This window comes from Candidatus Methylomirabilis sp., from assembly GCA_036000645.1.
Lineage (GTDB): Bacteria > Methylomirabilota > Methylomirabilia > Methylomirabilales > JACPAU01 > JACPAU01.
This window is the reverse complement of the sequence record DASYVA010000207.1, coordinates 1-12,763: the sequence shown is the minus strand read 5'-3', so window position 1 is coordinate 12,763 and position 12,763 is coordinate 1. Positions and strand designations below refer to the sequence as shown.

10 protein-coding genes are annotated in these 12,763 nt (G+C 71.2%); 3 read left to right on the top strand and 7 right to left on the bottom strand.

Annotated features, from left to right (window positions below):
- Positions 1-201: 201 nt before the first annotated feature.
- From VGT06_11545 to VGT06_11515, 7 genes are all read right to left on the bottom strand, one after another.
- Positions 202-1,134, bottom strand: coding sequence for a mechanosensitive ion channel family protein (locus tag VGT06_11545; protein HEV8663753.1), 933 nt, complete (start codon positions 1,132-1,134; stop codon positions 202-204).
- 110 nt (positions 1,135-1,244) lie between these two features.
- Entirely contained in the window at positions 1,245-4,784 is a 3,540-nt protein-coding gene (locus tag VGT06_11540) for an AsmA-like C-terminal domain-containing protein (GenBank protein HEV8663752.1), read from the bottom strand.
- A gap of 193 nt (positions 4,785-4,977) precedes the next feature.
- Complete coding sequence (locus tag VGT06_11535) at positions 4,978-6,183, bottom strand: MlaD family protein (GenBank protein ID HEV8663751.1); 1,206 nt, start codon at positions 6,181-6,183, stop codon at positions 4,978-4,980.
- Between the two features lie 28 nt (positions 6,184-6,211).
- On the bottom strand, positions 6,212-6,958 hold the full coding sequence (locus VGT06_11530) for an ABC transporter ATP-binding protein (GenBank protein HEV8663750.1): 747 nt from the start codon (positions 6,956-6,958) through the stop codon (positions 6,212-6,214).
- A gap of 2 nt (positions 6,959-6,960) precedes the next feature.
- Positions 6,961-7,764, bottom strand: a complete 804-nt coding sequence (locus VGT06_11525) for an ABC transporter permease (GenBank protein ID HEV8663749.1) — start codon at positions 7,762-7,764, stop codon at positions 6,961-6,963.
- The gene (locus VGT06_11520; protein ID HEV8663748.1) at positions 7,761-8,261 is read right to left on the bottom strand and encodes a hypothetical protein; all 501 of its coding nucleotides are present in this window, start codon (positions 8,259-8,261) and stop codon (positions 7,761-7,763) included. Before VGT06_11520 ends, VGT06_11525 begins: the two co-directional genes overlap by 4 nt.
- A complete protein-coding gene (locus VGT06_11515) occupies positions 8,248-8,580 on the bottom strand; it encodes a LapA family protein (protein HEV8663747.1) in 333 nt (110 codons plus the stop codon). The genes VGT06_11520 and VGT06_11515 overlap by 14 nt, the downstream gene beginning before the upstream one ends.
- A 218-nt stretch (positions 8,581-8,798) precedes the next feature.
- Between VGT06_11515 and VGT06_11510 the strand changes: the two genes are divergently transcribed.
- The 3 genes from VGT06_11510 to VGT06_11500 all read left to right on the top strand — a co-directional run bounded on the left by VGT06_11510 (position 8,799) and on the right by VGT06_11500 (position 12,655).
- Positions 8,799-9,800 carry an ABC transporter ATP-binding protein gene (locus tag VGT06_11510; GenBank protein ID HEV8663746.1) on the top strand — a complete coding sequence of 334 codons (1,002 nt, stop codon included), beginning with the start codon at positions 8,799-8,801 and terminating at the stop codon, positions 9,798-9,800.
- A complete protein-coding gene (locus VGT06_11505) occupies positions 9,797-10,858 on the top strand; it encodes an oligopeptide/dipeptide ABC transporter ATP-binding protein (protein HEV8663745.1) in 1,062 nt (353 codons plus the stop codon). Before VGT06_11510 ends, VGT06_11505 begins: the two co-directional genes overlap by 4 nt.
- A 171-nt stretch (positions 10,859-11,029) precedes the next feature.
- Positions 11,030-12,655, top strand: a complete 1,626-nt coding sequence (locus VGT06_11500; GenBank protein HEV8663744.1) for an ABC transporter substrate-binding protein — start codon at positions 11,030-11,032, stop codon at positions 12,653-12,655.
- Positions 12,656-12,763: the final 108 nt, after the last annotated feature.

The window sequence follows — 12,763 nt, the reverse complement described above, 5'->3', positions numbered from 1 at the left end:
GCGTGTCCAGGCCCTCCCCAGGTCCGCCGCCTGCACCTTGCTGGCGCGCGATCGGAGCGGGTACGTTTTGAGCCGGGTCAGGTCGATCCGGGGCCACTGCTCGGCCATCTCCCCTCCAGGGTGGACGGACTATAGCACGCGACCGGGCGCCGACCAACCCGCCCGGGGACCGGCGCCCACCAGGCGTCCCGCGCTCCCCCGCTAGCCGGTCGCGCCCGCCCTTGCACTCCCGTCCGCCAACAGGACCGGGAACGGCTTGCTCGCCTCGCCCATGTAGAGCGTCCGGTGCGGGAAAGGGATCTCGATCCCCTCGGCGTCGAAGGCTTGCTTGATCCGGCGGCGGTACTCGCGCCCGACGGTCCACTGCTGGATCGGCTGGGTCTTCAGCCGGACCTTGATGGTCACCTCCGACTCCCGGAAGTCATCCACCCCGAACACCTCGAGCGGCTCCAGGATCAGCGGCCCGTAGGCCGGGTCCTTCTGGAGCTCCTCGGCCACCCCCTTCAGGACCGCGACGACCCGGTCGGTGTCCTCCTTGTAGGCCACCCCGACATCGATCACGTAGGCCGACCATCCCATCGTCATGTTGGAAAGGGTATCGACGGTGCCGTTCGGGAAGACATGGACGACCCCGGCGAGGTCCCGCAGGACGATCGTGCGGAACGTGAGCGCCTCGACGAGGCCCCCCGTGCCGTTCACGATCGCCACATCGCCGACCCGCACCTGGTTCTCCAGCACGAGGAAGAACCCGCTGATGAGGTCCCGGACCAGGTTCTGCGCGCCGAAGCCGACCGCCAGGCCCACGATCCCGGCGCCGGCGAGGATCGGGGTGACGTCCAGCCCGAGCTGGGCCAGGACGACGACGCCGACGACGGCCCAGATCACCACCGTTGCGAGCGTCCGCAGCAGGCTCACAAGGGTCGTCACCCGCTTCCGGGCGGCCTCGGAGTCGGTCTCGGTCACCTCTCCCGTCCTGATCAGCAGCGCCTCGAGGCGCTGCAGGCCGGCGCGGAGGAAGCGGACGCCGAGCGAGCCCGCCAGGAGGATCAGACCGATCCGGAGCGCCGACTGGGCGCCTGCCGTGGCTGCGCTGAGCAAGAGCGGCATGAGGTCCTGCATGGAGATCTCTGCCATGGCTTCCCCCTTCCTTCCCGATGAGGGTGTCCCCCGCGGGTGCCGGAGGGGCTGGCCGAGCCAGGCGCCCGGCGGGGGAATGTGCCGGCGGGCGGCCCCGGGGCGGGCTCCTACTGCGGGGCCGGGAGGAGCTGGCCCGAGACGCCCAGGAGGCGCTCGAAGAAGGCGGTGAGCCCCCGCCCCAGCGTCGTGAGGGTCTCGCCGCGGATCTGCGGATCGTCCACCGGCCCCGTCGCGGTCAGGTAGACCGTGACGAAGCGGCCCTCGCGGCCGGTGAGGATGTAGCCCGCGACCGGGATCCGGCTGAGCACCGTGTCCAGCCGCTGGAGGGGCTGGACCGCCAGCGTGAGGTCGAGGGTCTCGCCCGCCAGATCGATCCCGCCCACCGCCGCCACCCGCATCGTGCTGCTCTCCAGGCGCAAATCCTGCGTCCGGGCCACCCCCCGTTCCACGGCGAAGGTGCCGGCGATCTGGGCGTAGGGCCAGGCCCGGTCCGCCCGGTCCGAGCCCGGGGCCATGTCGAAGAGCTCAGCCAGGTTCAGGAACCCCAGGACCTTCGCCAGCGTCCGGAACCGGCGGACCTGGCCGCCCAGGATCTGGAGGTTGAGGCGCCCGCCCAGGCTCCGCCAGAGCGCAGCGGCGTCCCCCCCCTCGGCGCTGAGCGCCCCGTCGGCGTTCAGCCTCCCCGCAACTCGCCCCCGGTCCGTCCCCGCGACACGCAGGACGCGGTCTGCCTCGGCAGCGGTCAGGGCGAAGGTGAGCTCGACGCCCCACCGGCCGTCCAGCCGCCGGACCCGCGCGTCGGCCGTCAGGCGCCCCTCCCCCAGCCGCCCCCGCAGCCGAGAGAGGATGGCGCCATCGGCGAATCGGACCTCGCCAGAGATCTCCTGGAACGGCTCGACATACCGCAGGAGCAGGAGCCGCGCATCCCGGATCTCCACCCCCCCCTCGACCGCCGGCGCCCCCCAGGGCCCCGCGACCCGGAGGGCCACCTCCCCGTTCCCCGTCAGGCGTTCCACGGCGGGGAAGAGCGGCGTGAGGATGACGAGGGGGACCTCCCCATCCAGGCGCAGCTCCCACCGCCTCCCGGGGGCGAGCCGCCCGGCGGCGGTCAGAACCCCCCCGTCCCGCCTGAGGCGAAAGGCGGTGAGCTCCAGGGCCCCGTCCGCGTAGTCCAGCCGCATGGGCGGGAGGGCGTCCCAGGTCTCTCCTTGCACCGTCACCCGGAGAGCACTCAGGTCCAGGCTCCCGATGCGGGGCGCGCCCTCCTCCGCCAGGCCTTCGAGGGTCAGATTCCCGGTGGCGGCAGCCGTCGTGGCGCCGAGGGCGTCGGGATCCAGGCGGCGCAGGAGGGGGGTGAGGTCCGTGTCGGCGAAGCGGGCCTGGACCCGATACGGCCGACCCGGATCCGACTCCACCGCCGCCACCAGCCGGACCTGGGGATTGGCGAACGCCGCGTCGAGGTGCCACGTCCCGTCGGCGAGACGCAGGTCCGCCGTCGCGCTCCCCAACGGGAGCCCGCCGATGGCGAGCCCCTGGAGGAGGACCTCCGCGCGGACGCCGGGGTGCTCGAGGTGCCCCTCCCCCCGCGCGGTCAGCGCCCCCGTCCCCTCCACCGGGACCCCGACGAAGGCGGAGAAGCGCGCGAGGGCGACCGGAGTCGCGGTGAGAGCGAACGCATAGCGCCCATCGTAGGCGAGGCTCCCCTCTCCCACCACCTCCTCGCTCCCCCGCCACACCCGGACCTGCGACACCCGGAGCCGCCGGGGCTCCAGGGCGAAGGTGAACTCGGCCCCGTCCCACCGCTCCCGGATGAGGAAGGGACGGGTGATCCGGACCTGTCCTGTTCCCCGGAGCCCTGTCACCGGACCCGTGAGGTGGGCTTCGGTGGTGAGCGCCCCCCGGAGCGGGAGGGGGCGCGGCGTCAGCAGCCCGAGGAGATCCTCGAGGCGCCCCCGTCGGATCCGGCCGGTCAGGTCGACGCTGAGATCCCACCCCTCCCCCTCCGCCCGCTCCACCACGGCCATCCGCCCCCCGAACTCCCCCTCCGTCTCCCCCCGGACGGCGCGGAGGCGGACGCTGCGTAGCGTGGCTCCCTCCCCCTCGACTGTCGCGACGATCCGGTCGAGCGGGGCCCCGTACAGGAGCGGGCGGTCCCAGACGAGGGTGGCCGAGACCTGCGGCGCCGCAACGGGCCCGGTCACGCGCCCGCTGACGACCGCCCTCCCGCCGGAGCGGGGCAGGCCGAAGAGCAGGGCGATCTCCCCCACATCCCCCAGGCGGCCCTCCACCGTGAGGTCGTAGCGTCCCCCCTCGGTCCGCCCACCGACGGTCAGGCTCGTCTGGGGGAGGGTGAGGGCGAACCGCTCCACCACCACCTCCCTGCCCTCCAGGCGCAGCGCGGCGGCTGCGGCTCCCCTCGCTCCCGGCCGGGCGGTGGGCGCGAGCTCGGCGACCGTGATGTCGAAGCGTCCCGTGCTCCCGCCGCGCCGGACAGTGAACGCGGCTTCCCCGCTGACGGCACCCGTGGCCGGGACCCGCCACCCAAAGCCCGCGAGGACCCCCGGCATGGCGAGGGCATCGGCGGTCACCCGGATGGCGGTCCCGCCGCCGGCCTCCGCGGGAAACCGAAGCGTGCCGCGGGCCCGACCCTCCATGGCCGCGAGGGTCACCTCCTCGAGGCGGACGCCATCCTCCCCGGCCCGCAGGCTGCCCCGGCCGCTCGCGACGGCGAACCCGAACAGGTGGCCGTCAGAGAGCTCGACCATTCCCTCCAGGGCCGGGCTCGCCACCGGCCCCGACACCCCCCCCTGGAAGGAGAGCGCTCCGTCCCACCGGCCCTGCCACCCGAGGAGAGCGGCGAGCGCCTCCAGGCGGCCCGTCCCCTCCCCCCGGAGCTGCAGGGTAGGCCTGGATCCGAAACGGGTCATCGCTCCCCGGAGCTCCATGCGCCCACCGAGGAGGCGGGCGCCCACTTCCTCCACCGTCACGGTCTCCCCCTGGGTCTGCATCCGGCCCGCGATCTCCTCCAGGACGAGCTGGCGGTTCCGCCAGGCCGCCTCGAGGCGCGGCAGGCGCAGGGCGAGACGGGAGCGCCCGACCCCCTCCACCGTCAGGTCGAAGTCGAGGCCACTCGCCCGGACCGAGCGGTCGGGCCCCTCCAGGGTGACGGCTGCCCGGCGGACCTGGAGGAGGCGCAGGCGCACCGGCCCGAGGTCAGGGCGGGAGAGGGCCGCCACGTTGGAGACCTCCGCGTCTCCGATGTGGCCCACCACCTCCACCCCGTCCGCGGTCACCGTCTGGAAGAGGACTACCCCTCGGAGGAGGGCCCAGAGGTCCGCGTAGAGGCGCAGGCGCGCGATGGCCACGACCCTCCCTCCCTGGAAGGTCGGACCGCGGGCGACCTGCACCTCCTCCAGCTCGAGGAAGGTGAAGGTGGGGCTCAGGCGGAAGCTCCCCACCGTGATGGCCCGCCCGAGGCGGGCGGCCGCCGCCTCCACGCCCTGCCGCAGGCGCTCCTGGACGGGAGGCAGCTGCAGGGCCAAGGCGGCAGCCAGCCACACGAGCGCGGCCACGGTGATCGTGATGAGGGCCGTGAGGGCAAGCCGATACGCCCAGCGGCTGAGGGCGGAGCCCACCGGGGAGCTCACGCCGGGAGGACGCGGGCGCGGCGGAAGCCCGCGGTCTCCTGCGGGCTCCGGGCGTCCCCCGCGTCCACCCGACGCGCCGGGCGGGCGGAGGAGAGGTCGGACAGGGATGCGGCCATCCACTCCATCATGTGCGCGATGTTTCCCGACGGGATCCCGGCCCGGTGGAGGCGGTCAGCGGCCCTCCGGCGCAGGCTCACTGGGCCGGCGGGGGGGTGTTGTCTGCCCCCCCGGAGTCGATGGTGGAGCGGATGAGGGAGCGCAACAGCGCACTCCGCTCCGCCCCCCGGAGGAGCCGGCTCAAATCCTCGTAGACCGTCGGGTCCTCCAGGAGGGCCCCGAGCGTCCCCTCGCCCCGCTCCAGACGGCCCGTGACGGCGCGCAGGCTGGCCGTCGCCGCCTTCAGGTCGGTCAGGAGGGCCTTTCCCTGGGGGTCCGTCAGGAGGGTCCCGAGCACCCCCTCGCCCCGCTCCAGCGCCGAGGCCACCCGGTCCAGACGGCCCGCCAGGCCCTGGAACGAGGTGGCGGCCTCCTCCAGATGCTTCAGGACGGACCGCCCCTCGGTCCCATAGATGAGGGCGTGCAGGGTGCCGTCGCCCCGCTGGACCGCATCTAGGATCTGGTCCAGCTTTCGCAGGTCTGCCTCGAGCGTCTTGAGGAGGGTGGAGTCCCCGCGGGTCAGCGCCCCCACGAGCCCTTCCCCCGCCTCGAGGCGGGCGGTGAGCGCCTTCAAATTCGTCGCGGCCTGGCCGAGGTCGGCCAGGAGCTGCGCCCCTTCTTTCCCGTAGATGAGGCTGTGCAGGAGGCCGGGCCCCTTCTCCACCGCTCCCAGCGTCCGCTGGATGGAGCGCAGGGTCGCCGTCATGTCCTCCTGGGTGTCCCCCCCCTCGAAGCCCACCAGGACCCGGTTCAGGGTCTCCGCCGTCTTCGTCACCTGGTCCAGGAGGAGCGCCCCCTTGTCGACGAAGTGGGTGTAGTCCCGGGGGTCCACGCTCCGCACCTCCTCCTCGGGCTCCAGGACCCGCGCCCCCGCGCTTCCCACGGTGATCTCGAGGATCTTGTCCCCCACGAGGCCGATGGTGCCAATCGTGGCCACCGAGTCGGCGCGGATCCGATCCTGGAAGTGCTGGTCCACGGCCATCTCCACCCGCAGCCGCGGGTCACGGGGGTCCCCGCTAAAGGCGATCTGCGTGACGGTCCCCACCGCGACCCCCGCGAGCCGGACCGGCGCCCCGGTGATCAGCCCCTGGACATCGTTGAACGAGGTCCGGAGCGCATACCGCCGCTCGAAGACGCGGCTCTGGCTGCCAATCACGAGAACGAAGGCCATGAAGAGGATGAGCACCCCCCCCACGAAGAGGCCGACCCGGAGCCGCAGCCCGAGGTCCTGATGGTTCGCCATCGCGTCCCCCCTCTCTCGACCCAGCGCGTCAGCTGGCCTCCAGGTGGCCCGAGATGAACTCCCGCACCAGCTTCAGGTCCGAGTGCTCGATCTCCGCGACCGTTCCGGCCACCGCAATTCGCCCCTGGTGGAGCATGGCGATGCGGTCCGAAACCTTGAAGGCGCTCTGCATGTCGTGGGTGACCACAACGGAAGTCACCCCCAGCTTCTCCTTGAGGTTGGTGATGAGCTCGGTGATCTTCTCGATGTTGCTGGGGTCCAGGCCGGTGGTGGGCTCGTCGTATAGGATGATGCGGGGCTGGAGCGCGATGGCCCGCGCCAGCCCGACCCGCTTCTTCATCCCCCCCGACAGCTCGGCCGGCTCCTTCTCCTCCACGCCGGGGAGGCCCACCAGCTCCAGGACCTCCCGGACCCGGTCCCGGATCTCCCCCTCCCCCATCCGGGTGTGCTCCCGGAGCGGAAAGGCGATGTTCTCGGCCACCGTCAGGGAGTCGAAGAGGGCCGAGCCCTGAAACAGCATCCCCACCTTCCGGCGGATCGGGAGGAGCTTCGCCTCGGGGAGGGGGGTGATCTCCTCCCCGTCAATCCAGATCTGGCCGGCGTCGGGCTTGATCAGCCCGATGATGAGGCGGAGCAGGACGCTTTTGCCGGTCCCGCTCCCCCCGATGATGGTGATGGTCTCCCCGGGAGCCACCTCCAGATCCACGCCCTGGAGGACCGCCTGGCTATCGAAGGTCTTCCGAACCCCGGCGAGCCGGATGGCGGGAGTGCGCATCCCTACCAGCCCTCCAGCCACCAGAAGAACTTCGTGAGGAAGAAATCGGAGATGAGGACCAGGATGGCGGAGGTGACCACGGTGGCCGTGGTGGCCCGCCCCAGCCCCTCCGTCCCCCCTGTCGTTTCCAGCCCCTCGTAGCAGCCCACGATCCCGATGATGAAGCCGAAGAAGACGGTCTTCCCGAGGCCCGAGAGGAGGTCGGCCAGCTTCAGATTTTGGAGGACCGTATTCAGGTAGAAGTGGTAGTCCACGTTGAATTCCCACTGGGAGATGACCATCCCCCCCAGGATCCCCAGGCCGTCGGCCACCACGGTCAGGAGGGGGAGCACGATCATGGCCGTCAGGACCCGGGGGACCACCAGCTTCTTGACCGGGTTGGCCCCGAGCGCCCGCATGGCATCGATCTGCTCCGTCACCTTCATGGAGCCCAGCTCGGCAGTAATCCCGGAGGCGACCCGCCCTCCCACCAGCAGGGCCGTGAGGACCGGCCCCAGCTCCCGCACCATGGAGAGCGAGACCACGATCCCGACGTAGGCCTTCGCCCCGAAGCGGGCCAGCCCGTAGCTGGTCTGGAGCGCGAGCACCAACCCCGTGAAGATGGCGGCGATGGCGGCGATGGCGGCGGAGCGGACCCCGATGTAGTCCATCTGCTGGAGGAGGGAGCGCAGCGGGTAAGGAGGGAAGAGGCTCTGGTAGAAGGCCTGGCCCGCCAGGACCGAGATCCCGCCCATGTAGCCCACCAGGCGGGTCGCCCGATCACCCAACGCCACCACCACAGAGCGCGTGCTCGCCGCAGTCGTCATGGTGCTCCCTGCAAGAACTGCCATCCCCGGAGGAGGTCCCCGAAGGCGGTCGCTCCCCCTGACGCCGCCTCCGGACGGGCGACCCCCAACAGGTCGTAGAGACACTTGCCCCGTCGGATGACGACCGACTGCACCAGGACGGGGGCCCCGTTGAGCGTGGCGCTGAGCAGGGTCTGGAGGCCCGCGGTTCCGTCCACGTTGACCGGCTCCTGGCGGAGCAGCTCCCGCTGCCGCAAGCCGAAGAAGAGGTGCCGGGTGAGGACGGCCGCCTCCCCCCCCTCGGCAGGGGGACACGAGGCAGCGACGGCCAGCGTGGCCCCCCCTCCCGGCGGTCGGAGAGCCAGGTCCGCCCCCTCCACCTGGACCCGCTCCCAGCCCTGCGGGAGGGCGACCCGGAACCCCTTGGCCTCATCCAGGTAGACGCCGTTCAGGAAGCGCCCGCCGCCGCAGCCCGTCAGGAGCAGGGCGGCGAGGAGCGCGCGCCTAGACCGGCGCATGGTCCTCCTCGGTCGGCCAATCCCGGGCCGTCTCCTCCTGCGCCGCCACGCGGTCCTCGAGCCGGCGGACCTGGCCCGCGAGGCGCGCCACCTCTGCCTCCCGCTGCCGGAGCCGGGCCCACGCCCGGATCGCCTGGGGGAGGCTCACGAGCGCCGAGGCGCACGCCCCCACCCCCGCGGCCAAGAGGATGACGACGACCAGGCTGCTATCGAGGTCCCAAACCAGGAACCGGACCTTCACAGTGACGGCGTTCTGCACAGCGAAGGTGGCTACGAGGAGGGCGAGGATCAGGGCCAGGAACAGGTACACGTGCACCATGGGGCTGTCTCCAGGCGTGCCTCTGGGCGGTGGGGCCTGCCAACTCCGCGAATTCGTTGGGAAACGCGAGGCAAGTCTACTGGATTTGTGGGAGGGGGTCAAGGCAAGGCCCCGGGGAAACCCGTGCTATACTCCCCTCCATCCCGGGAACTGGTGTTCGCCTCATGCCTCAGGAGTGCGGCCGCCCACCGCCAGCGGCGCCCGCACGGATGAACCCCGTGGGCCGACTGCTCGAGGTCTGCAATCTCCGGACGCACTTCGCCACCTCAGAAGGCGTGGTCCGCGCCGTCGACGGCGTCTCCTACGACATCCGCGAGGGCGAGACCGTGGCCCTGGTGGGGGAGAGCGGGTGCGGGAAGTCCGTCAGCGCCCTCTCCATCATGCGGCTGATCCCGAACCCTCCCGGGCGCATCGTGGGGGGGCGGATCCTTTTCGAGGATCGGGACCTCCTGACGCTGGACGCGGAACAGATGCGCCGGGTTCGGGGGAAAGAGATCGCCATGGTGTTCCAGGAGCCGATGACCTCCCTGAACCCCGTGCTCACCATCGGCCGCCAGCTCACGGAGACTTTGGAGATCCACCTGAATATGAGGAAGACCGATGCCGAGCGCCGGGCCGCCGAACTCCTGGGGCTGGTCGGCATCCCCGACGCCGAGCGGCGCCTCTCCCAGTATCCCCATCAGTTCAGCGGCGGGATGCGCCAGCGCATGATGATCGCCATGGCCCTCTCCTGTGGCCCGAAGCTCATCCTGGCCGACGAGCCGACCACAGCGCTCGACGTAACGATCCAGGCCCAGATCCTGGAGCTCCTGAAGGACCTGACCAAGCGCCTTGGCGTGGCCATGCTCATCATTACACATAACCTGGGGGTCGTGGCCCGCTACGCCGATCGTGTGAACGTGATGTACGCCGGCAAGGTCATCGAACGGGGGACGGCGCGGCAGATCTACCACGACCCCCGGCACCCCTACACCCTGGGCCTCCTGCGCTCCGTGCCCCGGCTGGATTTGCCGCGGAAGGCCAAGCTGGACCCCATCGAGGGGCAACCGCCTGATCTCGTGCGCCTGCCCCCAGGCTGCAGCTTCGCCCCCCGCTGCAAGTTCGCGATCCCCCGGTGCGCCCACGACGTTCCGCCCCTGATGCCGGTGACCGGGGACCACCTGTCGGCCTGCTGGGTGGCGGAGAACCTGGCCAGCCCCGCGACGAGTCCCGTGCCATGACCGAGGCGCCCGTGTCCCCCGACCCCCGCGCACAAGCCCCTGGGCCATCGGAAGGGTCCATCCCCGGGGCCGGGGGGTCGCGGAACCGGATCATCCTCGAGGTTCGGAACCTGAAGAAGTACTTCCCGGTCACGTCGGGCGTCCTCACGCAGCGGATCGTGGGGGTAATCAAGGCGGTGGACGACGTCAGCTTCTCCGTCCGCGAAGGGGAAACGCTAGGCCTGGTCGGGGAGTCGGGCTGCGGCAAGACCACCACCGTCCGGTGCATCCTCCAGCTCGAGCGGCCCTCAGGCGGCGAGGTGCTCTTCGAGGGGAAGGACTTGGCCCGGGTGGACGAGGCCGAGCTGCGGGCGCTCCGCCGAAGGATCCAGGTCATTTTCCAGGATCCCTATGGCTCCCTGAACCCCCGGATGACCGTGGGCCAGATCGTCGGGGAGCCCCTGACCGTCCACGGCCTGGTGGCCAGCCGGGGCGCGGGCTTCGCGCGGGCGGCGGAGCTCCTCTCGGTGGTCGGCCTGAGCGGGAATCTGGCGGACCGCTACCCCCATGAACTTTCCGGGGGCCAGCGACAGCGGGTCGGCATCGCCCGCGCCCTCGCGCTCGAGCCCCGCCTCATCGTCTGTGACGAGCCGGTCTCGGCCCTCGACGTCTCGATCCAGGCCCAGATCATCAACCTGCTGCAAGGCCTGCAGGAGGAATTCGGCCTCACGTACCTGTTCGTGGCCCACGACCTCAGCGTGGTGCGGCACATCAGTGACCGGGTGGTGGTGATGTACCTGGGCAAGGTCATGGAAATCGCCGACCGGCAGGCCCTCTACGAGGATCCGCTCCACCCGTACACCAAGGCCCTCCTGGCCGCGGTCCCGATCCCGGACCCCACGCTGGAGGCCACCCGGGAGCACACGGTTCTGAGGGGCGAGCCGCCCAGCCCGGCGGACCCGCCCGCCGGCTGCGTCTTCCACCCGCGCTGCCCCCTCGCCATCGCGGAGTGCGCCCAGGGAATTCCCCCGCTGCGGGAGGTCCGGCCGGGCCACTGGGCCGCCTGTATTCGGGCCTAAGGCCGCCCGGGATCGGGCCGGCGCCCTTGACAGCTGGCCCGGCGGGACGATACGGTGGCCGGGCCTGGTTCCACTCGTCGTGTCCTGCCTGGTCCCCCCCACCGTGCGCCGGGCCGCGGACGGGGACCCCCGATGAGACCAATCGCACCGCAGAGGGAAGGAGGCATCGCCATGAAAGTGTGTCAGCGGTGGAAGCGCGGGGCCAGCCGATGGCAGCCCGTCGTCGGGATCCTGCTGGGGCTCCTCCTCGTGGGCACGGCCCCGGATGCATGGACGCAGGAGCCGCGGGCCGGAGGGACCCTGACCTTCGCCGTTGCCGAGACCCCGCCCTCGTTCGATGGCCACCGGGAGACCACGTTCGCCATGCTGCACCCGACCGCGCCGCACTACAGCACCCTCCTCCGATTCGATCCGGACGAGTACCCGAAGATCGAGGGGGACGTGGCGGAGAGCTGGACGGTCTCCAAGGACGGCCTGACCTACACCTTCAAGATCCGGAGGGGGATCCGGTTCCACGACGGGAGCACCCTGACGGCCCGGGACGTGAAGGTCACCTACGACAAGATCATCTTCCCGCCCGAGGGGGTCGCCAGCGCGCGGAAGGCCTCCTATGCCATGGTTGCGGAGGTGGCGGCCCCGGATGCGGTGACCGTCGTCTTCCGGCTCAAGTGGACCTCCGCCTCCTTCCTGGCCAGCCTCGCCTCCCCCTGGAACTTCATCTACAAGGCGGACCTGCTGGCCAAGGACCCCAAGTGGTACGAGAAGAACATCATGGGAACGGGTCCCTTCAAGTTCGTGGAGTACGTCCCGGGCTCCCACTGGGTGGCCACGCGCAACCCGGACTACTTCGTCAAGGGGCGCCCCTACCTGGACGGCTACCGGGCCGTCTTCATCCGGGACACGGCGGCGCGCGTGGCGGCGGTCCGTGGCGGGCAGGCCCTCATCGAGTTCCGGGGGTTCAACCCGGCCGCCCGGGAGGATCTGGCCCGGGCCCTGGGGGACAAGCTCGCGGTCCAGGAGAGCCCCTGGGTCTGCAACATGACCGTGGCCATCAACAACGAGAAGAGGCCCTTCGATGACGTCCGGGTCCGCCGAGCGCTCTCGCTCGCGATCGACCGGTGGGAGGGCTCGAAGGCCCTCTCCCGGATCTCCATCATGAAGCCGGTGGGGGGCCTCCTGCGGCCCGGCTCGCCGTTCGCCGCCTCGGACGAGGAGCTGGCCAAGCTGGCCGGCTTCGGGCACAACATCGAGGCGGCCCGGGCGGAGGCCCGCCGTCTCCTCAAGGAAGCCGGGGTCCCCGAGGGGTTCGCCTTTACCTTGAAGAACCGGAACATCAAGGAGCCTTACGAGGCGGTCGGGGTCTTCGTCATTGACCAGTGGCGGCGGGTCGGCCTGAACGTGACCCACCTCCCGCAGGAGGGAGGCCCCTACTTCGCCGACTTCCGCGCCGGGAACTACGAGACGGGCATTGACTTCGCCTGCGACTTCATGGACGAGCCAGACCTGCAGCTCTACAAGTTCGTCAGCCGGGAGAAGAGCCCGATCAATTACGCGCGGTACACCGACCCGGTCCTGAACGACCTGTACGAGAAGCAGAGCCGCGCCACCGACCCGAAGGAGCGGCTCAAGCTCCTCCGGCAGTTCGAGCAGCGGGTCCTGGACGAGAAGGTCTACCAGTTCCACGTCCTCTGGTGGCAGCGGATCATCCCCCACTGGAAGAAGGTGCAGGGGTGGAAGATCACCCCGAGCCACTACCTGAACCAGGACCTGCGGGACGTCTGGCTGGCTGCGGAGTAGGCCGGGGCGCCTCACGAGTGCCCGGGGCCCGAGAGGAATCCGCCGGCGGGGCCGGGGAGCGCGGGGAGACCCCCTGCCGGCCGCGAAGCGACGATGCGTCGGTACATC